The organism is Alloprevotella sp. (assembly GCF_057240785.1).
On record NZ_DBHHRH010000030.1, the window covers coordinates 17,607 to 42,868 of the forward strand.

Annotated in this window: 19 protein-coding genes and 1 tRNA gene; 5 read left to right on the top strand and 15 right to left on the bottom strand. The window is 49.7% G+C overall.

The annotated features are described in order from the left end of the window. The first annotated feature begins 125 nt into the window (after positions 1-125). Positions 126-4,205, top strand: a complete 4,080-nt coding sequence (locus ACO4R2_RS06345) for a glycoside hydrolase family 2 TIM barrel-domain containing protein (RefSeq protein ID WP_484769599.1) — start codon at positions 126-128, stop codon at positions 4,203-4,205. Positions 4,206-4,477: 272 nt separating this feature from the next. Here the strand turns inward: ACO4R2_RS06345 and ACO4R2_RS06350 are convergent, their stop codons facing one another. Next, positions 4,478-4,705: a hypothetical protein gene (locus ACO4R2_RS06350; protein WP_484769600.1), complete on the bottom strand. Its 228-nt coding sequence runs from the start codon at positions 4,703-4,705 to the stop codon at positions 4,478-4,480. Between the two features lie 381 nt (positions 4,706-5,086). Here ACO4R2_RS06350 and floA point away from each other — a divergent pair, with 381 nt between their 5' ends. Continuing rightward, positions 5,087-6,109 carry a flotillin-like protein FloA gene (gene floA / locus ACO4R2_RS06355; protein ID WP_311489804.1) on the top strand — a complete coding sequence of 341 codons (1,023 nt, stop codon included), beginning with the start codon at positions 5,087-5,089 and terminating at the stop codon, positions 6,107-6,109. A 207-nt stretch (positions 6,110-6,316) separates the two neighbouring features. Then, entirely contained in the window at positions 6,317-6,991 is a 675-nt protein-coding gene (locus ACO4R2_RS06360) for a hypothetical protein (protein WP_484769601.1), read from the top strand. Positions 6,992-7,106: 115 nt separating this feature from the next. Here ACO4R2_RS06360 and rnc read toward each other — a convergent pair whose 3' ends face one another. From rnc to ACO4R2_RS06395, 7 genes are all read right to left on the bottom strand, one after another. Then, positions 7,107-7,961, bottom strand: a complete 855-nt coding sequence (gene rnc / locus ACO4R2_RS06365; protein ID WP_484769602.1) for a ribonuclease III — start codon at positions 7,959-7,961, stop codon at positions 7,107-7,109. 155 nt (positions 7,962-8,116) lie between these two features. Next, positions 8,117-9,376, bottom strand: a complete 1,260-nt coding sequence (gene fabF, locus ACO4R2_RS06370) for a beta-ketoacyl-ACP synthase II (RefSeq protein ID WP_311489807.1) — start codon at positions 9,374-9,376, stop codon at positions 8,117-8,119. A 119-nt stretch (positions 9,377-9,495) separates the two neighbouring features. Beyond that, a complete protein-coding gene (locus tag ACO4R2_RS06375) occupies positions 9,496-9,732 on the bottom strand; it encodes an acyl carrier protein (protein WP_009347569.1) in 237 nt (78 codons plus the stop codon). Between the two features lie 353 nt (positions 9,733-10,085). Further along, positions 10,086-12,569 (bottom strand): DUF4982 domain-containing protein, encoded by a 2,484-nt coding sequence (locus ACO4R2_RS06380; RefSeq protein WP_484769603.1) that lies wholly within the window; start codon positions 12,567-12,569, stop codon positions 10,086-10,088. 832 nt (positions 12,570-13,401) lie between these two features. Next, complete coding sequence (locus tag ACO4R2_RS06385) at positions 13,402-15,468, bottom strand: protein-disulfide reductase DsbD family protein (RefSeq protein ID WP_484769604.1); 2,067 nt, start codon at positions 15,466-15,468, stop codon at positions 13,402-13,404. Between the two features lie 174 nt (positions 15,469-15,642). Next, positions 15,643-16,743, bottom strand: a complete 1,101-nt coding sequence (locus ACO4R2_RS06390) for an endonuclease/exonuclease/phosphatase family protein (protein WP_484769605.1) — start codon at positions 16,741-16,743, stop codon at positions 15,643-15,645. Between the two features lie 8 nt (positions 16,744-16,751). Further along, positions 16,752-17,690, bottom strand: coding sequence for a rhomboid family intramembrane serine protease (locus ACO4R2_RS06395; protein ID WP_484769606.1), 939 nt, complete (start codon positions 17,688-17,690; stop codon positions 16,752-16,754). Positions 17,691-17,941: 251 nt separating this feature from the next. Here ACO4R2_RS06395 and ACO4R2_RS06400 point away from each other — a divergent pair, with 251 nt between their 5' ends. Continuing rightward, positions 17,942-18,649, top strand: a complete 708-nt coding sequence (locus ACO4R2_RS06400; protein ID WP_484769607.1) for a DUF421 domain-containing protein — start codon at positions 17,942-17,944, stop codon at positions 18,647-18,649. Between the two features lie 243 nt (positions 18,650-18,892). Here the strand turns inward: ACO4R2_RS06400 and ACO4R2_RS06405 are convergent, their stop codons facing one another. The 4 genes from ACO4R2_RS06405 to nhaD all read right to left on the bottom strand — a co-directional run bounded on the left by ACO4R2_RS06405 (position 18,893) and on the right by nhaD (position 21,904). Next, on the bottom strand, positions 18,893-19,309 hold the full coding sequence (locus tag ACO4R2_RS06405) for a hypothetical protein (protein ID WP_311489814.1): 417 nt from the start codon (positions 19,307-19,309) through the stop codon (positions 18,893-18,895). Positions 19,310-19,534: 225 nt separating this feature from the next. Then, complete coding sequence (locus ACO4R2_RS06410) at positions 19,535-19,810, bottom strand: putative quinol monooxygenase (RefSeq protein WP_311489815.1); 276 nt, start codon at positions 19,808-19,810, stop codon at positions 19,535-19,537. 81 nt (positions 19,811-19,891) lie between these two features. Then, entirely contained in the window at positions 19,892-20,524 is a 633-nt protein-coding gene (locus tag ACO4R2_RS06415; RefSeq protein WP_484769608.1) for an outer membrane beta-barrel protein, read from the bottom strand. A gap of 18 nt (positions 20,525-20,542) precedes the next feature. Next, positions 20,543-21,904, bottom strand: a complete 1,362-nt coding sequence (gene nhaD, locus ACO4R2_RS06420) for a sodium:proton antiporter NhaD (RefSeq protein WP_484769609.1) — start codon at positions 21,902-21,904, stop codon at positions 20,543-20,545. A 125-nt stretch (positions 21,905-22,029) separates the two neighbouring features. Between nhaD and ACO4R2_RS06425 the strand changes: the two genes are divergently transcribed. Further along, a tRNA-Arg gene (locus tag ACO4R2_RS06425) sits at positions 22,030-22,104 on the top strand. Here the strand turns inward: ACO4R2_RS06425 and ACO4R2_RS06430 are convergent. From ACO4R2_RS06430 to ACO4R2_RS06440, 3 genes are all read right to left on the bottom strand, one after another. Next, a complete protein-coding gene (locus tag ACO4R2_RS06430; RefSeq protein WP_484769610.1) occupies positions 22,090-22,497 on the bottom strand; it encodes a hypothetical protein in 408 nt (135 codons plus the stop codon). The genes ACO4R2_RS06425 and ACO4R2_RS06430 overlap by 15 nt on opposite strands. Before the next feature lie 312 nt (positions 22,498-22,809). After that, on the bottom strand, positions 22,810-23,844 hold the full coding sequence (locus ACO4R2_RS06435; RefSeq protein WP_311489818.1) for an endonuclease/exonuclease/phosphatase family protein: 1,035 nt from the start codon (positions 23,842-23,844) through the stop codon (positions 22,810-22,812). 69 nt (positions 23,845-23,913) lie between these two features. After that, positions 23,914-25,251 carry a DUF5689 domain-containing protein gene (locus ACO4R2_RS06440; RefSeq protein WP_484769611.1) on the bottom strand — a complete coding sequence of 446 codons (1,338 nt, stop codon included), beginning with the start codon at positions 25,249-25,251 and terminating at the stop codon, positions 23,914-23,916. Positions 25,252-25,262 lie beyond the last annotated feature (11 nt).

Below are 25,262 nucleotides of genomic sequence, written 5' to 3' on the forward strand. Positions count from 1 at the left end.
AAATCTTATAAGGCTGTGAGAAAATTATAGATACTTTGTGCTATCTTTGCCCTTATAATTATTGACAAAGGCAAACATTGTTTCGATTTACCGAAAGAATATATAACTAATCAATATACTATCTAATGAAAAAAAGAAACCTTTGGGTGTTCCTCGGACTGACTCTGCCGTTGGGCGCAATAGCTCAAACATCGGCTATAACGCAGTTGCGAGGCTATCACTATGGGCAAGATGCAGCTCCAACAGGTTGGGAGTGGCAAAGCCCAGACTCCGTGGCGTACAACAAGCAGATGCCGCACGCTTTCTTCTTCTCGTTTGCCAACGAGAGCGAAGCTGCTCGCGTGCAACCTACAGCGTCTAAATACTACGAAAGTCTGAACGGTCAGTGGAAGTTCAACTGGGTGAAGCAACCTTCTGAGCGACCAAAAGATTTCTACCGCCCCGACTTCAACGCAAGCAGTTGGGACAATATCGAAGTGCCCATGTCCTGGAACTTGGCAGGGCGCCAGGCCGACGGCTCTTGGAAGTATGGTTTGCCCATCTATTCTAATCAGCGCGTCATCTTTGCCCATCATGTGGCAGTGGGCGACTGGAAAGGCGGCGTTATGCGCAAAGCTCCCAGCAGCTGGCTCACAGCGAAATATCCCAATGAGGTAGGCTCCTACCGTCGTACATTTTCCGTGCCGGCCGATTGGAAAGGTCGTCAGGTGTATATTAACTTCGATGGCGTTGACTCTTTCTTCTATCTCTGGATCAATGGAAAATACGTGGGCTTCTCGAAGAACTCACGCACGTTAGCGCAATTCGACATCACTCCCTACCTCAACAAGAAGGGCGAGAACGTTGTGGCGCTGGAAGTGTACCGCAACAGCGACGGTTCGTTTCTCGAAAGTCAGGACATGTTCCGCCTGCCGGGCATCAACCGCAATGTTTATCTCACGTCGAAGCCACAAGTGCAGGTGCGCGATGTAGTGGCCATTCCCTCTTATAAGGATGCCAACTACACGGATGCAGTGCTCAACGTGAAGACCTATGTTTCCAATCTCGGCAAAAAGGATCAGAAGTTCCAGCTGGCTTATAAGCTGCTCGAGGTGGAACTTTACGGTGATGCCACTAAGCCTGTCAGCGGTGTGGAGGGAACTGTTCCCGTTTCGCTGGTGAAGAAAGGCAGCGAGATGCTGGCCACCGCGCAGATTGCGGTAGGTAAGGCCGTGCGTCCTTGGTCGGCTGAGCGCCCGCAGCGTTATGTCCTCGTGGGCGAACTGAAAGACGAGAAAGGCCGTACTATCGACACCTACTCCACTTATGTTGGTTTCCGACAGATTGAGATTAAGGACGTCCCCGCAAGTCAAGACGAGTTCGGTTTGGCAGGTCGCTACTATCTCTATAATGGTAAGCCCATCAAGTTTAAGGGTGTGAACCGCCACGAAACAAATCCCGACCGCGGTCATGCTATTACCCACGAACAGATGGAACACGAAGTCATGCTCATGAAGCGTGCCAACATCAACCACGTTCGTAACTCCCACTACACCAATGATCCCTATTGGTACTATCTCTGCGACAAATATGGCATCTATCTTGAGGATGAGGCCAACTTAGAGAGCCATGAATATTATTATGAAGCTCCCTCGCTTTCCCATGTGCCCGAATTCCAGAATCAGCATGTTGCGCGCAACATGGAGATGGTACACGCCGATGTGAACCATCCCTCTGTGGCTATCTGGAGTCTTGGCAACGAGGCCGGCCCAGGCGACAATTTCAAGAAGGCTTATGCCGCCATCAAGGCCTTTGATACCTCTCGCCCCGTGCAGTATGAGCGCAACAACGATATAGTTGACATGGGCTCTAACCAATATCCCAGCGTGGGCGGCGTACAGGCTTTGGCTTCCGGTAAGACGAAAGCCAAATATCCTTTCCACATCTCCGAGTATGCCCACTCTATGGGTAACGCCGTGGGCGATCTCCAGCACTATTGGGATGCTATCGAAAGCACCAATTATGTGATGGGTGGCGCCATTTGGGACTGGGTGGACCAGGCTATGAATAAGGTGCAGGACGCGCAATATAAGGTGGACGGCAAGAATACTGTCAACGGTCTTCCCTCTACAACCTACTACTGGGCGTATGGTGGCGACTTTGGCGATAAACCCAACGACGGAATGTTCTGTATGAACGGTGTGATGCGCCCAGATCTCACGCCGAAGGCTCAATATTTTGAAGTGAAGAAGGTTTACCAGAACGTCGGCGTTAAGTGGGTTGATGCCGCAACCAATCAGGTGGAAATCTTCAATAAAAACTATTTCGAGCCCCTCGACTATACCATCCATTTCACCCTTTGGAAGGACGGTCAGCAGGTAGCTGGTTCGGGTTGGAACTATAACGTTGCCATCCCCGCCCGTGAAAAGCGCGTGGTGACGGTTCCTAACTACAAGATGGCCGAACTTGACGCCAATTCCGAGTACTTCCTCAAAGCGCAGTTCTTTACCCGCGCCGACCAACCTTGGGCAAAGGCTGGTTATGAGCAGATGAACGAACAGCTCTTGCTCCAGACACCCAATTGTTTGCCCGAGGTGGAAATGTCTCAGGATAGAACACAGCAGCCTAAAATAAAGACCGTGAACGGAGGTATAGAAGTGAGCGGTAAGAACTTCAAAGCAGTGTTCGACACACAACAGGGAGCTATCAGTGAACTTACTTATGCTGGTAAGCAGATAATAGAAAAAGGTCAAGGCCCTAAACTGGATGTGTTCCGCGCCCCAGTTGACAATGATAATTGGCAGATTGGCGGTTGGTTCCGTAATGGTCTCTACAAATTGACGCACAATGTGAAGAGTTCCTCGATTACTACTGACAAGAGGGGTAATTGTGTTGTTTCTTTCATTGTAGAAAGTCATACAGCTCCAGGATGTCAAAACACCTATAGCAATACCGATCGCAACCCCGACGATGTTTACCGCATCAATGAGAAGTCTACCGAACCTGGTAGCCTTACTTTCACGCAGCAGCTCGTTTATACCATCTATCCCGATGGTTCTATCGAACTCCAGAGTGCTGTGACAACCAACCACGCAGGTATCGACATGCCGCGTATGGGCTATGCGCTTGAGTTGCCTAAGCAGTACGACAACTACACTTATTACGGCCGTGGACCTGTGAACAACTATTCCGATCGCAAGACAGGCCAATTTATTGAGAAATACAATCAGAAACTCGACGATAGCTATATCGTTCTGCCGAAGCCGCAAGCTATGGGCAACCGCGAGGATGTGCGCTGGATGTCGCTGACGGACAATGCCGGCGATGGCGTTCTTTTCCGTGCCGACAGTACTTTCTGCTGTTCCGCTCTGCCTTGGAGTCAGCTCGAGCTTATGGGTGCTTCGCATGCCTATAAACTCCCGAAGAGCTCCGCGGTTCATGTTCATCTCGACGCACAGGTGCGCGGTCTTGGAGGTGCAAGCTGCGGCCCAGGCCCATTGCTGGAAGATCAAGTGAAGTCCACAAGCCGTATGTTTGGCTTCCTCATCCGCCCCGTTACAAAGAACAACGAAGATGAACAAGGTAAGGTGCAGACCAGTGGCGAAAGCCCCATTGCTTTCTCACGTGATCGTGCCGGTGAAGTAACTCTTTCAACAAAAGAACACGGCCTTCAGATTCTCTACTCTATCAATGGCGGTAAGCAGCAAATATACACCAAACCTTTCAACTTGCGCCGAGGAGGAGTAGTTACAGTACAGTATAAGGGCAACAAGAGCAGTACTACGAGCATGTCGTTCGGGAAAATCGACGAAATACCTTTGGAAGCAATCTATGCCAGCAGTATGGAGCCGAACGAAGGAGAGGCTACCCACCTCACCGACAATAAGCTCGACACCTATTGGCATACGCAATATGGCGTTACGCTTACGAAATTCCCCCACTGGGTCGACTTTGATTCGGGCGTCTTAGGCACGATGCGCGGCTTTGTTTACACTCCGCGTCAGGACAATGTCAATGGTCGTGTGAAGGCTTATGAGATCTACGTTTCCAACGATAACAAAACGTGGCGCAAGGTGGCTGAAGGTGAATTCCCGAACTCAGCAAAACCACAACGCGTTCTCTTCTCTCAGCCCACAAAGGCACGCTACATCCGTTTCCGTGCTCTCAGTGAGCAGAACGGCGCAGAGTACGCCAGCGGTGCCGAATTCTCCGTGATTGGCGAATAAGATCTAAGCACAGATATATATCTACTAATGAGCAAGCAGAGGATGCCAATCCCCTGCTTGCTTTTTTGTTGAGGAAAGGGAGAGCCCCACAGCCCAGAAGGAATAAGCCCCCTCCATCTCCCCCATAAGGGGGAGTGCTCAGTGTGGGTTCTCAGACTTGTCGGATTTGTCGGACTTGTCTGACCAGTCCGACCCGTCAGAGACCCAATACTGATTCGTGCTCCTTCGCCTTTTTCGTGAACATTCGTGGGCTTAAAATATCAATAGAATTCTTATTTTTCTCCTCCCACGAGGCTCTTCAATCCGCGCACGAAAGGGAGAGAGCGATCCATCCCGCCTTTCTGCGTGCCGATACAATAAGGCTGTCGGCAGATTTCCTTATTGAGTCGGCCGACAGAATAAGGAAGCCAGCTGACAGAATAAGGAAAATGACGAAGAGGATAAGGAAGATTTTTACCAAAAGCAGCCGAAAAAATACGAAAATCTCTCAAAATCTCCACTTCCCGCAAGATTTCGCCCGACTTTTCCCTCCTGCAAAATCAAAAATGCCGCAAAGATTTTGGCAGAAAGCGAAGAGGAGAGCTTTTCTCAATTTTTCAGAAGAAGGCTTATTGTCAATTTTGAGGAAAGTTTTAGAAGTCGTCGGACTGGTCGGACTGGTCGGACCAGTCGGAAAGGTTGTTGAGAGAACTGCTTATCGGACTAGTCCGACCAGTCCGACAAATCCAATCCGTTATCGGACGAGTCCGAGAGTGGCAGCCGAGCACTCCCCCTTATGGGGGAGATGGAGGGGGCTCTCCCCTTTTTTCTCCCCATTCTCCTTGCATCTGAAAAAAATCCTTATATTTGCAGCAAACACCAAACATAAAAAACATCACACTATGGAAATGGTATCCGTGTTTATGACTTTCGGCATCATCGTTGCCCTAAGCATCTTTTTCTATTTCGTGCCTTTCTTCCTCTGGTTGAGCGCGAAAGTTTCTGGCGTACATATCTCGTTGATCCAGCTCTTTTTGATGCGTATTCGTAACGTCCCGCCAGGTATTATCGTGCCCAGTATGATTGAGGCGCACAAGGCAGGATTGCAGAATATTACGCGTGATAAACTCGAGGCACACTATATGACCGGTGGTCATGTGCAGCGCGTGGTCCATGCCCTTGTGTCGGCCAATAAAGCCAATATAGACCTCACCTTTGAGAAGGCTACCGCCATCGACTTGGCAGGTCGCGATGTTTTCGAGGCTGTGCAGACCAGTGTAAATCCTAAGGTGATTGATACGCCGCCCGTTGCTGCCGTTGCAAAGAATGGTATTCAGCTTATCGCCAAGGCTCGTGTCACGGTGCGCGCCAATATCCAGCAACTCGTGGGTGGTGCTGGCGAAGAAACCATCTTGGCCCGCGTGGGCGAAGGTATCGTGTCGAGCATCGGTTCGGCAGAGAGCCATGAAACTGTGTTGGAGAACCCCGATAGCATCTCGAAGCTCGTGCTCCGCAAAGGCCTCGATGCTGGTACGGCCTTTGAGATTCTCTCCATTGATATTGCTGACATCGATGTGGGTAAGAACATCGGTGCTACTTTGCAAATGGATCAGGCCAATGCCGATAAGAACATCGCTCAGGCCAAGGCAGAAGAGCGTCGCGCTATGGCTGTGGCCACAGAGCAGGAAATGAAAGCCAAGGCGCAGGAAGCCCGCGCAGAAGTGATTCGGGCAGAAGCACAAGTGCCACTGGCTCTGGCCAAAGCCCTCAACGATGGCAATATGGGCGCGATGGACTACTACCGACTCAAAAACCTTTTGGGCGATACAGAGATGCGCGAAGAGATTGCTGGCCTGGCAAAGAACGGCCTCTCCTCCTTTGGACAAGGCAATACTCCTCCCCCAGCGCCTAAACGCCGCGATTAAGAAGGTGGAAACCTAAGATAACGTGCCAATGCGTTGCCCTGTCATGCAGGGTGACCATTGGCATTTTTCGTTTCCCAGAAGCCAAAGATGCCACAAGAGTATAAGAAATACTAATGTTTTGTTAAAAGAGGTCGTTTGCTTACATATTGTTGTTGGAACTCTTTACATTTGTCGCCGAATGTAATAATAACAGAAGAAAAAACAAGTATGAAGAAGATTGTATTTACATTGGCAGCAGTAGCTGCCTTTAGCTTCGCTTCTTGCGGCGGAAACAAAACAGAAAAGGGCGGAGTAAACGATTCTGACAGTACAACTGTAGTGGCTGATACTACGAATGATCCCGTGGCCGCTGCGGCTCAGGGCGTGACGGAGCAGTTGAAGGCGAGTGTGAACGATCCCGAGAAGTTGCAGGCAGCTGTTACTGCTGTGCAGGCTACGCTACAGCAATATTTGGCTAATGGTGACAAGGAAGCCGCTGCAAAGTATGCGAAGGTAGTTCAGAACTATATCAATACCGACGCAGAGGTGAAAGAAGCCCTCACAAAGGCGGAAGTGAGCCTTTCGAAGGATGCTGCTGCAGCTAAAGTGGATGTTGCTACAAATCTCTATGAAACTCTGAACGGAATTACCAATGTGGCTAAAACTTCTGATGGAGCTATGGAGAAGGTGACAAAGACTGCTACCCAGGAAGCTCAGGAAGCTGCAAGCACGGTGGCTAATAAAGCTGTGGATGCTGCAAAAGAAACAGCAACCAATAAGGCGAAAGAAGAAGTGAAAAAAGGTGCTGAGAAGGCCGAAAAGGCAGTGAAAGAATCGGCAGAGAAAGCCAAAGCAAAGACTTCAGAAGAAGTGAACAAAGGTTTGAAAAAACTCGGCCTCTAAAGTTTTATACTTTGATATATTGAGGATGCAGCTCCTTCCAGAGCTTCTTCTCACAGAAAAACGCCCGACCTCCACAGGTCGGGCGTTTGTAGTTATGATGCGGCTTATTATAGCCTTACTTTTTTGCGGTTTTGTCGGGAAGCAAAGGAGATACTTCAGTGGGTGGAAGGGCAGCAAATTCCTGCGCCTCCATGGCGGTGCGGCTTTCCTTTGCTGCAAAGATGCTATCCTTAAACTTGGTGTCCTTGTTGAGCGTTTCGAGTGCTTGGCGTGCGGCGTTCTGCTGACTCTCTTTCTTAGAGTAGCCACGCCCCTTTCCTGCCTTTTTGCCTTCCAGGATTATGACGGTGTTGAACACGGGAGAGTTGCTGTTCTCCCCTTCCGTATTTTCCAGTTTGAACTCGGCACGTAGCTTATTCTTCTGGCTCCATTCCAACAAGCGCGACTTGAAATTTTCTTCCTTTTTCGAAAGTGCTTCAAGATTGATGTATTGTCCCAGAATGCGCTTGTCCACAAATTCGTAGCATTTCTTAAAGCCTCGGTCGAGATATACCGCCCCGATGAAGGCTTCAAAGGCATTTCCACCAATGTTATTGCGCTTCGTTGTGGGACGCGTATTGAGACTGATGAGTTGGCTAAGTCCCATCTTCTCCGCCAGCAGGTTGAGCGTGGAGCGCTGTACCACCTTGCTGCGCACATTGGTCAGAAAACCTTCTCGCCTGCGCGGAAATTTCTTGAAAACAATGTCGCTGACGATGGTCTCAAGCACAGCATCGCCTAAGTATTCCAGTCGCTCGTTATTGACGGCACGGCCGGAATGATTCTTATACATCTTGCTGCGATGAGCTAAAGCAATCTGATAGAGCTCTATATTGTGCGGATAGAACCCTAAGATGTCGTAAATTTGAAAATAAAGCTCCTTGTCCTTGCGGAAGAGGAGCTTCATCCTATCAAGTAAATTCGTGTTCATTCTATTAAGTTACGAGTTGCGAGGTACAAGCTGCGAAGCACAATACCCCTCGTATGAATGACGATGTAGGAGATATGCAACGTTAAAGACAAGGGACGGGACACGAAGTGCCAGCTACTGAACGCTGTCTTGTGCCTCGTCCCTCGTAGCTTTGTTTACTTGTACTTCTTCATAATGACGCACGCGTTGTGTCCACCAAATCCGAACGTGTTGCTCAGAGCTGCGCGTACTTCGCGTTGTTGCGCCTTGTTGAAAGTGAAGTTCAGCGAATAGTCGATCTCGGGATCTTCATCGCCATCTTCATGATTGATCGTTGGCGGAACAATGTCGTTGACCACTGAGAGTACGCAGAAGAGTGCTTCAATACCTCCGGCAGCACCCAGAAGGTGGCCCGTCATCGATTTCGTTGAGCTAATGTTGAGCTTGTAAGCTGCGTCGCCGAATACGTCCTTAATTGCTTTTGCTTCGGAGATATCGCCCACGGGAGTAGAAGTACCGTGTACGTTGATATAATCAATATCTTCGGGCTGCATTTCAGCATCTTTCAGTGCGCGCTGCATAACAAGTTTTGCGCCAAGACCCTCGGGGTGAGAGGCCGTAATATGGTGTGCGTCAGCACTCATGCCAACACCGGCCACTTCGCAGTAGATGTGTGCGCCGCGAGCAAGGGCGTGGTCGAGCGTCTCCAGCACGAGGATACCTGCACCCTCTCCCATGACGAATCCGTCGCGGCTCTTAGAGAACGGACGGCTTGCGTGCTCGGGGTCATCGTTGCGAGTGGAGAGCGCGTGCATAGCGTTGAAGCCTCCAAGGCCGCAAGGCCAGACTCCAGCTTCTGCACCGCCTGTTACAATAGCGTTGGCTTTGCCCAAACGCAAGAGGTTGAACGCGTCAGCCAAGGCGTTGGTTGCGCTGGCGCAGGCGCTCGTCGTTGTGTAGTTCGGGCCGCGGAAGCCGTAGTTGATAGAGATTTGTCCGGCAGCGATGTCGGCAATCATCTTAGGGATGAAGAACGGGTTGAACTTCGGGCCCTCAGCTTCATGCAGTGCGTAGTAGCCTGCCTCTTCTTCAAACGTATGGATACCACCGATGCCGACGCCTAAGATAACGCCAATCTCGTTTTTGTCCACTGTATCGAGGTCCAAACCAGAGTCTTTGATGGCTTCTTGTGCAGCTACGAGTGCGTACTGTTCGTAGAGATCCATCTTACGAGCCTGCTTGCGGTCGATAAAGTCCGCAACCTTGAAATTCTTTACTTCGCACGCAAAGTGAGTCTTGAACTTCTCTGCGTCAAAATGAGTAATAGGAGCTGCGCCACTAACGCCGTTCTTGATGTTCTCCCATGTTTCGGGAGCGGTGTTACCTACCGGCGTGAGGGCACCCATACCTGTCACTACAACTCTGTGTAATTCCATTTTATGAGAGCTAATCTGTTAATAAAGCGCAACGTTTAACGTCAGGAGAAACACGCACCCATTGAGGAGCGCGTTTCTGAAAACGTTAAACGTCGGTATCGGAACTATGGATACAAATATTATTTTGTATGCTCTTCGATATAAGCGATTGCATCGCCAACAGTGCTGATTTTTTCAGACTGGTCGTCGGGGATAGTGATACCGAACTGCTTCTCAAATTCCATAATGAGCTCTACAGTATCGAGTGAATCTGCGCCCAGGTCGTTTGCGAAGCTTGCTCCGTCTTGTACTTCTGCCTCGTCAACGCTCAGTTTGTCAACGATAATTGCCTTTACTTTATCAGAGATTTCAGACATGATTGTAAATAATTAATTTGTTGTTAATATGATTTTTCTGTTTTTGTAGGTTGCAAAAATAGAGACATTTATGGATATACCCAAACTTTTCAGCTGAAAACTACTTTTTTGTTGCACATTTTTTCCTATTTCTGTGCAGTTTTGATATTTCTGGCTGATAAAAGGAGGGTTATGTTGATGAGAATGTGGGAGAAAAAGGAGGGAGGAAAAAGGCGATTTTGTCAGAATTATAGAGAAAAGAGATTGAATTATAAAGAAGTTTTTTTGAATAATAAGGACGATAGTAGAACAAGTAGGGAGGGATAGCAACCTGCTGGAAGCACGTTGAGAAATCCCTCCAACGGCGGTTGTGCTTATTGACTTTTCCCTGTGGCACGAACGAGTTGCAAACCAGCGGCTGCGGCTTCGAGGGTGAATGCGCCAGCTTTGTTGGTGGTTTGAACAATTACGGTACACATTCCGCTAAAGAGGTGCATCTGCGGTTCTTGGAACGCATCGAGACAAGTGGGGTCGCCGTTGGCCGTGGCTTTGAAGCGAGCATTGCCAGAAACTTTGAAACGTACCAGTCGGTTATCGGCGGGACAGAGATTACCGTCCTTATCAACGGCACGTACCGTATAATAGGCCACATCTTCTGCATTGGCACGGAGGGCTTCACTGTCGGCGCGCACAATTTCAAGATGGTGGGGCTTGCCTGCCGTGCGCACCACCTTTTCTGCCACCTGCTCTCCCCTATCATTATAGGCCACCACGCGAAGTTCGCCGGGTTCGTAGACAACCTCGTTCCATATCAGGCGGTAGCGTTTCTCCACATCCTTGTAGTCCTCGGGCTGGTTGCGGCGCGGTGCAGACTTTGGTGCATCAGCCTTGCGCAGACGTCCCTGACTTTTCCCATTCACGAAAAGTTCGGCCTCGGGATAATTCGTATAAACAAACACGGGCGTAGTCTGCCCCTCTCGTCCCGGCCACGTCCAATGCGGCAGAACGTGCAGCGTGGACGCCTGCTTATTCCAAACGCTCCGATAGAGATAATAGCGATCCTTGGGCAGCGAAGCCAGATCGATGATGCCGAAGTAGGAACTGTGTGCCGGCCAAGCATTGGTGTCGTAGGGCGTAGGCTCACCCAGATAGTCGAAGCCCGTCCAGACAAATTGCCCCAAAGTCCAGGGCTGGTCGTCGGCGTTGGCAAAATCCCAGTCGGGTATGTTCGACCACCAGCAGGCCTCTAAGTCGTAAGAACTCGACTGCTTGTCGGGATACATCTTCCCGTCCGCTTTGACAACAGGAAACTTATAAACACCGCGCGAACTAACCGTTGACGCCGTTTCTGAACCGAGGACATAGCCCTGCGGCAGACCCTCGTAGCCTTCTTGATAGCGATGGGCGCGATAGTTATACCCAGGGATGTCTATCATAGCCGCAAACCCATTTGTCAGTACACAATCCCACTGATCCATGCCGCAAGTCACTTTGCGCGTGGGATCTTCGCGGTGGCAGATGTCTTGCAGGCGGCGCGCCACGGCATATCCGTTTGGCGAACACTGCGTGGGCACTTCGTTACCTATACTCCAGAGCACAACGCTCGGGTTGTTGCGATAGTGGCGCACCATGTTGACGATGTCTTTCTCAGCCCAATCCGCGAAGAAACGGTGGTAGCCGTTTTCGCACTTTGCTACATCCCATTCGTCGAAGGGTTCAATCATCATCATGAAGCCCAGCGAGTCGCACAGCTCTACGAGTTCGGGCGCGGGCATATTGTGGCTCGTGCGGATAGCGTCGCAACCCATGTCCTTGAGTAGGCGGAGTTGATGGATGAGTGCACTTCGGTTGACGGCCGCGCCAAGTGGTCCTAAGTCGTGATGGTTGCAAACTCCCTGAAACTTACGGTGCTGATCGTTGAGAAAGAACCCTTTATCGGGTACAAACTCTAAGGAACGGATACCAAAGCGCGTTGTGTAAGTATCTTGCAGTTGTCCGTCGGCCGTATAGATGCGGCTCACGGCGCGGTATTGTTGTGGTGTTTCGGGCGACCATAAGCGCGGGCGTTCTATCGTGAAATGCTGCACGAAAGGCTGGCCGTGCATCGTGGTTTGTGTGTTCTCGCGGGTGAGAACAATGTGATTCTTGTCGTCCAAGATCGTGGTCTCTACGCGCAAGGGCTTTCCCTCTCCTCCTTCCACATTGAGGCGAAGCTCCACGGAGGCGTAGTCGGCCGCCACGTGCGGCGTGAGCACCTGCGTGCCCCATACAGGCACGTGAATGCGGTTTGTATGGATGAGCCGGACATTGCGGTAAAGTCCTGCACCAGGATACCAGCGCGCCGACTGCGGGCGGTTCTCCAATCGAACGGCCAAAACATTGGCTTGACCGTTAGGATTCAGATAAGGCGTAATGTCGACGAAGAAACTGTTGTAGCCGTAAGGCCAGAAAGCCGCTTTCTGTCCGTTTACAAATACTTGCGCCTCGCTCATTGCCCCATCGAAGAGCAGCGTGGTGCATCCTGTGGTGTCGGCCACGAAAGTTGTTCTGTACCACCCTACTCCCGCATACGGCAATCCGCCCGTGCGCCCTGTCTTTTCTGAAGCCTCCGTCTCGCCGTTCTGTGTAACGGCTACGCGCTGCAAGTCGTTGTTGCGGGAGAAAGGCCCTGTGATGGCCCAGTCGTGAGGGATGCTCACGGCTTGCCATGCTTTGCTGTTGTGTTCCGCGGCTTCTGCGCCCAGCGCCTCCCCTCGGTGGAATTGCCAGTGGGTTTTGAGCAATGTTTCTGAGCGTTGTGCCGATGCCGCCGTGGTGCAGAGCAGTCCGGCAAAGAGGAGAGAATGGAACGGATTCATATTGTGTGGTTTTGTTTCTGCTGACAAATGTAGAAAAAAAGTATGAATTCTACACAAGGAAAAGCCCCCTCCATCTCCCCCATAAGGGGGAGTGCTCGGCTGCCACTTTCTGACTGGTCGGACAAGTCGGACAGGTCGGACGGGTCCGATTAGTCTGACTGGGCCGATAGGCAGCTCTTTTAACAACCTTTCGGACTTGTCCGACTTGTCCGACCAGTCAGAAGAGTTCTAAAACTTTCCCAAAAATTGACGATAGGCCTTCTTCTGAAAATTTGAGAAGAGCTCTCCTCTTCGCTTTCTGCCAAAATTTTCGTGGCATTTTTGATTTTGCAGGAGGGTAAAATCGGGCGAAATCCTGTGGAAAGTGGAGATTTTGAGGGATTTTCGTGCTTTTCAGTCCATTTTTGATGAAAATCTTCCTTATCCTCTTCGTCATTTTCCTTATTGTGTCAGCAGATTTCCTTATGCTGTCGGCCGACAGCCTTATTGTGCTGGCTGACGCAATAAGGAAGTCCACGCACAGGAAGGCGAAATTGTTCGCTCTCTCCCTTTCGTGCGTGGATTTGTGGGCTTCGTGGGAGGGGAAAAGTGAGAATTCTATTGATGTTTTTAGCCCACGAATATTCACGAAAAAAGCGAAGGAGCACGAATCAGTATTGGGTCTCGGACGGGTCAGACAGGTCCGACCAGTCGGACTAATCCGACAAGTCTGAGAACCAATACTGAGCACTCCCCCTTATGGGGGAGATGGAGGGGGCTCTATCTTTCCTCAACAAAAATCCCCACGCGCTGCGGGGCACGTGGGGAATATGAATGATAAGCTTTATCTCACTTATTTCTTGTCGCGGTAGTGCTTGAGACCTTCTTCGAGGAATTTAACGTAGCCAGGGATGTCCTCTTTGTAAGAGAAGCTGTGGTTGAGCGCTTTTCCTTCGTTGTCGACAGGTACATAGAACGGCTGGGTCTGCGCACCGAACTTGGTGCTCTCCAAGTAGCTCCATTTGTCGCCTACAGTGCGGAGAATCTTGGTGGTGCCGTCAGCCTGTTTCACTTCGATATTCTCGGGCAAGCGCGTCTTATCGTCCACATAGAGCGAGATGAGCACATAGTCCTTGTTCATAATATCGCGCACCTTAGCATCGTGCCACACGGCCAGTTCCATCTTGCGGCAGTTCACGCAGCCAAAGCCTGTGAAGTCGAGCAGGACCGGTTTTCCTGCTTTCTTGGCATAGGCCATTCCTTCCTCGTAGTCGCGGAATTTTGCTTCCACCTTCACTTGATCGAGATTGAAGTCCTGCGTGTACATGGGCGGAGCAAAGGCGCTGATAGCTTTGCAGGGCGCGCCCCAGAGTCCGGGAATCATATAGATGGCGAAAGCCAAACTGCCGAGGCCTAAGAAGAAGCGCGTCACGCTGGTGTGGGTATCATCGTCGTCGCTGGGGAACTTAATCCAGCCGAAGAGGTAAGCGCCCAAGAGACCAAAGATAGCAATCCACAGGGCAAGGAAGGTTTCGCGGTCCAGAATATGCCAACCGTAAGCCAAATCGGCCACGCTGAGGAACTTCAAGGCGAAAGCCAGTTCGATGAAGCCCAGAACCACTTTCACAACGTTCATCCAGCCGCCGCTCTTTGGTGCTTTCTTCAGCATCGTGGGGAAGAGAGCAAAGAAAGTAAAGGGAAGTGCCAACGCAATGGCAAAGCCCAACATTCCGATAGTGGGGTTGAGGATTGAACCGCCCGCAGTGGACACTTCAACTAGCAAGAATCCGATGATAGGGCCTGTGCAGGAGAAGCTCACAAGGGTGAGCGTGAACGCCATTAAGAAGAGTCCCATGAAACCCGATGCGCTGCTGGCTCGATCGTTCATTTTGTTGTTCCAACTAGAGGGTAGCGTGATTTCGAAGCCTCCCAAGAAACTGGCCGCAAAGACCACGAGCAAAAGGAATAGGAAGATGTTGAACACAGCGTTTGTGCTCAAATCGTTCAAGGTGTTGGCACTCGACAGCGAGGTGACGATGAGGCCCAGAGATACGTAGATGACCACGATGCTTATACCGTAGATGATGGCATCGCGGATGGCTTTTCGTCGGTCGTCGTTGCGGTGGAGGAAGAAGCTCACCGTCATCGGTATGATAGGCCATACGCAGGGCGTGAGTATCGTGATGAGTCCGCCAATAAAGCCCATGAGGAAGATGTACCACAGTGTGCGGTTGTGCGTGCCGCCGTCTTCGCCCCAGTGCTTGAGCTGGTCGATAGAAGATTGATACCATTGAGCAATATCTGAGGAGTCGGCAGGGGCCACTGTGGTGGGACTTGCTGCCGTGTCTATGGCATTGGCCAATGCAGTTGTATCGATTGTGGGGGGGGCCCATCCCGCGATGCGCATTGTTGGGTCCGGTTCAGTCTTATGAGCCATTTCGGCTGCCGCCGCTTTGGCTGCCTCACCGGTAGGGCCATCAGAGCCACTGACAGTGACCTCCGTGGTGGAAGGCGGCAGGCAATTCTGATCGTTACATGCGCCCCACTCCAAGTAGGCCTTTAGTTTGTAGTCCTTTTTCGTCAGTTTGATGCGCTGCGTGAATGTAGCAGTGTTTTCAAAGAAGGACAGTTGCATCTCGAAAACATCATCGTGCATACTCTTCACACCAGGCCCTGGCTTGAGAGCGCCAAGCGGCTCAGCACCATCCGCCTTGTCCACACCAAAGCGAGCCGCCGTTGGACCGCCGTCAGGGATATTAGTACTGTAGACATGCCACCCTTTGGCTATTTTAGCCTTGAAAGTGACGTCTATCTCTGTTGGGGAAACACGCTTCTGCGACACGCTGAACGACACCTGCGCTTGTAGCGTGTTGAGGAGTCCTGCTATTGTCAGCAAAAGCAAAGAGAGACATTTCTTCATAAATTATTCTAGGAATTTTGAGGTTTATAGCGACAAAAGTACCTAATTATTTTTATTCTATTCTTATGGAAAAGTGTTTCTTCAAGTATTTAAGGAAGACTTTTCTATAAACGTGGGGATAAATAGCTTTGTTTTTTACGACAAAGGCTCAGAGAAAAGCCCCATCATCTAGGCTCAACGCTCCCGTTTGAAGTAGCCAATGATGGGGTAGTGGTCTGAATATGTGACGCGGTTGTCTATGTAAGCGGAGAAAGGCCGCCAATCGTCGGAGCAGAAAAGGTAGTCGATGCGCACAATAATGGCATCGCGGTTGAAAGACCGTCCCAATCCGTTGCCAGTGCGCACATAGGCATCGCGTAAGCCTTTGCTCATGCGGTAGTAAGTATTGGAAATGGGACTATCATTGAAGTCGCCGCAAACAATCATGCTCTGACCTTTCTGTTGCGCTATGAAGGCCGTGATTGTGTCCACCATGGCTGCTCTCCCGATGCTGGCCCGACTAATCTTAGATATGATGGTGCGTACGGCTTTCTTATGGATCTTCTCGCCTGTCTCCCGCACGCTGTTGTGGAACTCCTCTCTGTCGTCCTGCGTGAGGCCCATGCTGCGCAAGTGGTTATTGATGACGAGGAGCGTGTCCTTATCCGAGAGTTTGAGCCAGTAGGCCATTGTTCCGTTGTTGCCTATTTGGCAGATGCGCTCGCTGCGGACAATCGGATATTTGCTGAACAAGACGAGCTTACTATCGTTGAAAGTATCCTCTTGATGGTAGCGTTGTTCGCGAAAAATAGGGTAGATATAGTTTTGATAATGTTCTTCACGCGCAAAGCCTTCTTGCACACAGACAATATCGGGATTTTCGTTGGCCAGATAGTGAGCGATGCGGTTGCCAGTTATTCCGTTGATGGTGTCGTTTGTTGCGCCACCCCAGCCAGCGGTGTTGTAAGAGATCACCTTTAGGCTACCCTTAGGTGCAGGGGAGCTGAGGTTGAACGGGCAGTAGGTGCGGATGGGCACAATACAGACGAGCAACCCCAAGAGCGTAATCCAGAGTTGACGTGGCGTGAAAATCAGCGAAAGGAAAGCCATGAAAAGCGTGCCACCCAGCAGAAAGGGAAAGGCAAGTCCAAGGATGCTGAGTAGCCGAAAGTGGGTAGGGTTGACCATGACCGAGGCTGAGCATGCCCACAATAAGAGTACGCTCGTCCATGAAGCACCGATGATGATTTTAGCAAAGGTGCCCGTTTCTTTTCCTTTTTGTGTCTTTCTGGCCATGGGAGTTATTACGATTGAGAATTACGGAAGAGGAAATCTTTCTCTTCACGCGTCAGACTATCATAACCCGACCGATTGATTTTATCAAGAATGCGGTCGATTTCTGCCTCTTGTTGTTTTTTCTGCACGTTGTAGTCGTAGTCAGATGTATGACTGTTGAACGCTCGTCCACCACTAATATGTATGTCCGGTTGTTTTCCGAATCGTTTCTTCAAGCGTTGCCAAATCGTAGGTTTGGCAGGCGTGTAATTGTCCCAGCCTCTAAAGTTGCTCGTGCGGCTGCTCTGCTTGCGCCAGTATAGGAGTAGCAACCAGCCGAATAGCATTCCGCCGAGATGCGCAAAGTGTGCGATATTGTCGGACATACCGAGCGAGAGAGCTTCTATAACGATGTAACCCATCACGAGGTACTTAGCCTTGAGCGGGATAGGGGGGATGAGCAGCATGATACGCTCGTTGGGGTAGAGATAGCCGAAGGCGAGCAGTATGCCGTAGATTGCACCCGATGCACCAATGGTAGTCCACGCGTTCAGTAGTTGCCCCATGGGTATGAGTGTTCCGCCGACCTCTACAAAGTGATGATTTTGCATGCCCTCAATGAAATACTGCGCCAGCTGCCACACTTCTTGGCTCAAAGCCGCTCCAAGGCCGCACACAAAGTAGTAGGTGAGGAATCGGCGGGTGCCAATGGTGCGTTCGATAATGCCACCGAACATCCAGAGTGCAAACATATTGAAGAAAAGGTGGCTCAATCCGCCGTGGAGGAACATATAAGTGAGAGGCTGCCAAAGGTAGAAATTATCAGCCAGTACAAAATGAAGCCCCAACCAACTGGAGAGATCAACAATTCCTGCCTGTTGAAGCACCGTCTGCGCCAGCAGAACGATACAATTGATGATGAGTAAGTTTTTAGTAGCGGGCGGCATCGCGCTCATAGGGTTTGCCATAATCGTTTCTTATTTTTTCGCTGCAAAGATACAATTAAAGTGCCAACAAGTATGGTCCGCTGCTTGTCTTAGTGCAGTTTTGACAATCTTTACTACTATTTGTGGTGGACAAAGCGTCCAAGATGTTGTCCTATTCCTTTTCTCTTCTCTTTCCTCCTATAAGCGTGTTTGTACCTGTCTCTTTTGTGTATCTCCGTTCTTTAAGGTATTTTTGCGGCATAAAGTAAATATCAATTTTTAGAATAGGACTTATGATAGAATTTATCGAACCCTACATTGGAATTGCTCTGAAACTAATCACGGGCATGATTGGCATTTTGGCGTTTTTGCGCATAACTGGCAAGGCGCAGATGGCACAAGTCACGCCGCTTGATACTGTGAGCGCATTTGTGATAGGTGCGCTTGTCGGCGGTGTACTCTACAATCCTGACATGACCTTATGGCACATTCTTTTTGCTTTGGTGGTCTGGACAGTATTCAATATGCTTGTGAGATTTGCTATGCGCTCTGCTCGCCTACGTCACCTTATCAAGGGTGAAAGTGTGTACTTAGTGAAGAACGGCATTATAAATTTCAAAACATTCAAGCGCAACAGTCTTGAGATGGAACAATTCCGTTTGATGCTCCGTCAGAAGGGAGTTTTCTCGATGTTTGATGTGGAGAACGTTTTGTTTGAGACCAATGGTGCTGTCACTGTTAGTTCGCCCAGCAAGACCGATCTCTCTCATCTGCTTGTTAATAATGGCGAAATCGTGGAGCATACTCTTGGTCAGTGCGGTAAGACTCGTGCATGGGTGATTCGTAACATAAAAAACAACGGTTTTGAGAGTCCTGCTGAGCTCTTTTGTATGGAGTGGACTCCGAGTAAGGGATTCTATTTTGTGACCTACGAAGGCGATGTCAAGAGAGGAACTGAGGAAGTTGCGGCTGATGAAATTGAAACCGTAGTGCGCTCTTGATTTCTGATAGGCAGGATTTCTAAATTGCTGCGTTTACATCTAAAGACAGACGCTACAGTACTTAACGATAGGTATTGTAGCGTCTGTTTTTGTGTAGGCTGATTCTGCTTTTATCCATGACCTTTCTTCGAGGGGCTTATATTAAGGGATCGTTACATCTCATAGAGAAAAGAGAAAAGGAGGCCCACATGCTGCGCAGCAGCTCTGTTGTGGCCTCCCTTTTAATAGTTCTTGAAGGAAATCTTACTGATTTACAAACTTTATTTTCTTATTCAATTTTTCCAGACGAGCCTTCATCTTTGCAATCTTCTTTTCCATTTTCTGCAAAGTCTTTTGGCTCTTAGCGAGCTTCTTATTGATGTTCTTTGTTTCTTTGAGAGTCTTAACAACCTTCTTGGCATCTTTCACGGTGCTTGAAGCATCTGAAGTATTAAAGTCGGTTGTCATGGTGTTTGCTGAACTGTTGATAGTGGCAGCTTTATTGCTGATGTCAGCAAAACGAGCCTGTTCTTTCGCATAATCGAGCTGCATTTTATTCAGTTTAGCTGTTAGTGCTAATACCTTTTGCTTTTGTTTCAGATCTTCTATTTTAGATGCTGTTTGAGCAAAGACTGTCATGGTAGAGAGTACCATGAGACAAAATACTAAAATCTTTTTCATATCTATGATTGTTTAAAAATTGTGTGGCAAAAGTAGTGAATAAGATAATGATATGCAAAGCTTTTGCTTTTTTTATGATAAAAGTCTACTTTATAGAGCTGCGAGTGTACAGCCTTGGGACGTGAGATTGTATAAAAAAGAGAGCGAACGCCACAATGGACGCGCGCTCTTCTTTGTTTATACTGGCTGGCCACTGCAACCTGCTGGTTGCTGGCTCGGCAGTACTTAGAATTCGAATTGTTCGATTTTCAGCATACCAGCTGCCTCCAGCTGACCCACATATTCCTTGAAGTGAGGAGTTTGCATATGGGCTTCGAGAGCAGCTTTGTCTTTCCATGTTTCACAAATCAGAAAGATTTCGCCACGTGTGGCACTTTCGAAACAGTCGTAAGACACTACGCCTTCATCTTGTTGCGATGCGGCAACAAGAGCAATAGCGGCTTCGAGGGCATCGTTGTATTTTCCCTCATTAGCCTTGAAGAAACAGTTTACTCGTATCATATTTTTTTTCATATAAGAGGCGCGGAGCTTTACTACCACTGCGAGCGGTGATGGCAATTCTCCGAGCCAGCGTTATTATTATCAAAAGAGATAGGCCACGCGAAATGAGATTGTGTTGGTGTGGAAATGATAGTCTGAAGCATTAACGTTTTGCCCCGTTATCTCCTTGATGGGGTTGGCATATCTGGACAACATGAGGTTGTAGTTGAGGCCTGCTTCGAGATGTTTGAAGACTTTCACGCCTACACCAAAGTTCCAGCTCACATTCATATTCTTGCGGGTGAATGTGCTACTCAGCACGTTGTTTTCGGGCGTAGTAAAGCTTTTCCAGTTCCATTCTTTGCCACCAATATTAAAGCCAAGCTGAGGACCTGAAGCCACATAAACGCTGGCCAGATGGCCTAAACCAACGGTGTAGCGGGCATTTATCGGAATTTCGATCGAGCGGAAAGTTTTGCTGTAGTTATCGTCCAAGTTCATGCGAAGCTGACTATAAACAACAGCTGCATCGCCACCGAATCCCACCAGGCAGAAGTTGATCTTCGGACCGATGTACCAACCATAGCGATTGGCCGAATCGAAGTTCTTGTTGAAGTTATGGAAGTTTACCTTACTCATGTTCATGCCTGTCAGCACACCAAATTCGATACCGGCCTTGGCGGGTGCTGCTGCCATCAAAAGGAGCAGAACGAGCGAAAAGAAACTTTTTTTCATAACGTTGTTGTGTTTGTGTTAGTTCACAAAGATGAAGGTGCGCTCCACCCAGTATTCGAGGATACCGGCAAGGTAGCCCACGAAGGCAATCCAGGTGATGTTCTTCAGATACCAGCCAAAGCTGATTTTCTCTAATCCCATCACCACTACGCCTGCTGCCGACCCGATGATGAGCATCGAACCGCCCACGCCAGCGCAGTAGGCCAGAAGTTGCCAGAAGATGCCGTCCACCGCCATATCTCCAGTTGGCGCGATGGGGTACATGTGCATACAGCCAGCCACGAGAGGCACGTTGTCGACAATCGAACTGATTACGCCGATAACGCCCGTCACCAAGTAGTGGTTGTTGCCACTCGCATCGTTGAGCCACTGTCCCAAGCCCGTTAAGACGCCCACTTCTTGCAAGCAGCTAACGGCCATCAAGATACCGAGGAAGAAAAGGATTGTGGCGAAGTCGATTTTTGTGAGCAACTTGGTCACGCGTTTCTTCATGTTGTCTTCGATGTGATGCTTAGAGCGGTAGAACATCTCTGTTGTGAACCATAGCAAGCTCAGCACGAGGAAAATGCCCATATAGGGAGGCAAATCTGTCAGATAGCGGAACACGGGAACAAACATGAGTCCGCCCACACCCAAGAAGAACACAATCTTGCGCTCTGTATGGCTGAAATCGAGCGTGTCGCCTTCTGTGGCATATTCAGCAGGTGCCAATTCGCCTTTCAAGCGGAACTGCAAGATGAGAGCAGGGACAACCATCGAAGTGAGTGAGCAGATGAAGATTTCCTTCATAACACCGGCTGTGGTGATGTAGTTGCTCACCCAGAGCATGATAGTGGTGACATCGCCGATAGGGGAGAAAGCGCCACCCGAATTGGCTGCAATGATGATGAGCGAAGCGTAAATCAAACGGTCCTTTGGATCGTTGATCAGTTTGCGTAATACCATCACCATCACAATACTCGTGGTCAGATTGTCGAGTATGGCACTCAGCACAAAAGTCATCAGAGCGATGCGCCAGAGTAGTTTGCGCTTAGAGCGCGTACTGAGCGTGTCGCGCACAAAGTTGAAACCGCCATTGGTATCAACGATTTCCACAATGGTCATAGCGCCCATCAAGAAAAAGAGCGTTTCGCTCGTTTCGCCAAGATGTTCTTTCAGCAGGTTGCCCATAGCCGTCGTGGCGCTGCCAGCTTCTTTCAAGAAGTCGAGCCCGTGGAAACCACTGATAAACGTTTCGGGAGCGAGAGAGAAGAGTGTCCAGCAGATCACACACATGAGAAGTGCAAGGGCTGCCTTATTCACTTTGAGCGAGCTTTCGAGGGCTATACCGAGATAGCCCAGTACGAAAGTGATAACAATGACAAGTGTCAGAGTTGACATACTGTAAATGTGTTTAGATGGTTTATAATATGATTTTTGCGGGGGCAAAGAAAAGAAAAAAAAAGCATTACGACAAGTATTATAATTGAAATTCCTTAACTTCGCGTTCGAAACACAAAAGCTCTGCCTTCATAGTTCAATGGATAGAACAAATCTCTCCTAAAGATTAGATCTGAGTTCGATTCTCAGTGGGGGTACCACGCGTAGCGACCAGCCATCGAGCACCTTCTGCTTCCGGCTGGTCGCTTTCTTTGTTCTTTGTCAATACAATTCTTATTTTCCGCCTCTGAGAATGGCTCGAAAGTCTTCGTCAAGGGGAGAGAGCGAACAATCCCGCCTTCCTGTGCGTGGTTTTCCTTATTGTATTTGTCTGCACCATAAGGCTGTCGGCTGACATCCTTATTGCGTCTGCCGACACAATAAGGAGACCGACGAAGAGGATAGAGAGAAAATTCATCGAAATAGACCAAAAAAGTGAGAAAATCCCTCGAAAGATTCACTTTCCGCAGGATTTCGACTGATTTTCCTTTCTCGAAACAGCAAAAATACCGCAGAGATTTTGGCAGGAAGCACACCTCGAAGAATTTCGCCATCTTTTAGCAGAAAAGCTCCTGTCAATTTTTCAGGAGGTTTTAGGTGTTCTCGGACAAGTCGGACTGGTCGGACAAGTCCGAGATTCTATCCGACTCGTCCGAGATTCTGTTGAGAGATCTGCTTATCGGACTGGTCCGACCCGTCGGACTCTTCCGAGCTCCAATAAAGCCTCTCAAGAATCTCAAGTGGCAGCCGAGCACTCCCCCTCATGGGGGAGATGGAGGGGGCTTCCCCTTGGTCTGCGGAAGCTTTCCACCCAACAAAAAAGCACCCACGTTGGCGGGTGCTTTTAATCTTCAGGAGGAAGTCTCTTATTTGAGCTCCTTCATGTAGTAGGTAATGGTGGGGAAGTGGTCCGCAAAACCATTCTGCCAGCGAGAGCCGTCGAACGAACGTAGCGGATAACCCTTCTTCTTACCTGTGGGCGTAATCATATAGGAGGGGTTGAACACTTGTGCCTTCCAGAACTTCAGTGAGGAGTAGTCTTTTCCGAGGAAGTTGCCCGAAATGATTTGCTGGTCGTAGAGGCCCCAAACATCTTGATAGCAGAGTGTGCCAATACCTTTATCGAAGAGCGGCCAAGTGGCATTGAAGTAACCGTCAGTAGGTGTTTCCTTCTGCGTGCGCTTAGCACCAAAAACCTCCGCACAGCTCTTGTCGTTGGGGTTGTCGTTGAGGTCGCCCACTACGATAACCTTAGCCATCGGATTCGCCTTGCGAATGCTGTCGGCAACGGCCAGAGTTTGGCGAGCAGAATTGGCGCGGAGCGGCACAGATACAGCTGCTCCACCATATTTCGAGGGCCAGTGGTTGACAAGAATACTTACGGGTTCGCCAGCTAAGATGCCGTCCACTTCCAGAATATCGCGCGTGTGGCTCACACGGCCTTCGCGCATTGTGTGATGGGCATTGCTACCTGTAAGGCGGAACAAGCGAGGATTGTAAAGGAGGCCCGTATCAATACCTCGATGGTCGGGGCTTTCATAATGCACCACTTTCAGTCCCATAGCCTTCACCGGCTCGGTGTTACAAAGGTCTTCGAGAACGCGTGTGTTCTCCACCTCAGCCACCCCTATGAGGGCGGGGCCTCCGGGGCAGTGCTCGCGCGCCATCTCTCCGATGACTTTGGCGATGTTGTGGAGTTTCTGCTGATATTTCTCAGGTGTCCACTGATAGGGCCCTGTTGGCAGAAAATCGTTATCGCCTGGATTGTTGGGATCGTCCTCTGTGTCGAAGAGGTTCTCAAGGTTGTAGAAGGCAACGGAGTAGATACCGTAGCGCTTCTGTGCCGTGATGCTCGTTGCCGTGAAGAGGGCGAGGAGTATGAACAGAATTTTCCGTGTCATAAACTATAGAGTGTTAAGCTCCTCAGTCGTGCCGCGTGGGACGAACTGAGGAGCTGTAAGCATTATTGATTATTTCGCACCAGAAACTTTTACGTTCTTCAGCTCCCATGTACCGGCTTTAGTAGCTGTACTCTTGTAAGCAAAGGCAACCTGAATCTTCTGGCCTTTATATGCCGTGAGATCTGCGGTGGCTGTGATGTAGTCCCAACCAGAGGGATATTGGTCGATGGCAACTTTAGTCCAAGCACCGCTCGTTCCTTTCACCATTACCATAGCTTCGTCAGCAACAGTGCCGAAGTACTTGCCAGCGTGCTCAAAGGTGAGTTTTGCGTTCTGGTAGCCCGTCAAGTCGATGACAGGAGAGATAAGCCAGCTCTCTACAGCATGGTTGTTGCCGCTGATATAGGCGGTAGCTTTCATGCCATACTTGTCGCTCCACTGCCAAATATTGCTAACGGCAGGGTCCTTAACCTTGTCTTCGATTGTGAACTGGCCTTGGCTCTGTGCAAAGGTCTCGGTGAAGGCTGTAGTCTCTGTGCCAGCGGGCTGTGTAGTACCGCCACCGCCGGTAGTGCCGCCAGTGCCTGGAGTGGTGCTGGGTTGAACACCATCAAAGCCATAAACGTCCTTGATGTTGCTAATTGTGAGCTGCCATGCGCCGTTGAAGCGGCCCAAGATAGCTACAACAGTGCCTGTTCCAACAGGCAGCTTCGTGGCTGCAAAGTCGGCGAAGTTGGATGTGCGCACAACGATGGTGTTGCCCTTGGCATCTACGAGGTTGCGAGAGCCGTAACCGCTTGCCTCAGCATAGTTGAGCTTACCGCCATCTGCGAAGTGTACCCCCGTCAGACGAACAAGTGTGAACTTGTTAGCGTCGGCTGCTTCGGAGAGTTTGGAGAAATCAGAGAAATCCTTGATGTTGATGAGGCTTTCATCGGCCCAGCCATTCTTGAAGACGTGCTTCTTGAAGGCTTCATAAGGTGTGCGATAGAGATAGCCTGAGGGATGACCGATTTGTTGCTCATCGCCGTAAACGCTTACGCAAAGGCCCTTGAGCGATACATATACTTCCTGTCCGGCAGCATAGTCGGTGTAAACGCTGCTTTGGTCTACGAGGAAGCTGATACCGCCCGTTTCGTCCTGCAACAGGATCTGCTTGTAGACGTTGCCTGAACGGTCGTCCGCGCTCACGCGGGCTTTCAGCCAGATGCTATCTGTGATGGTCACGGGAGCGTCTTTGGTGGCAGCCTTCGTAAGGGTGCGCAATTCTGCAATAGTGACGGTCTTGGCGTCAGCGGGCAGAGTGTATGTCGGCTCAGAGAGAGGGGGGAGCTCATAGTCTTTGTCGCAGGACGCAAAGGCGAAGAGCATTGCCGAGAGGCACAAAAGTTTGCTAATAAGTTTCATATTCTTTTGTT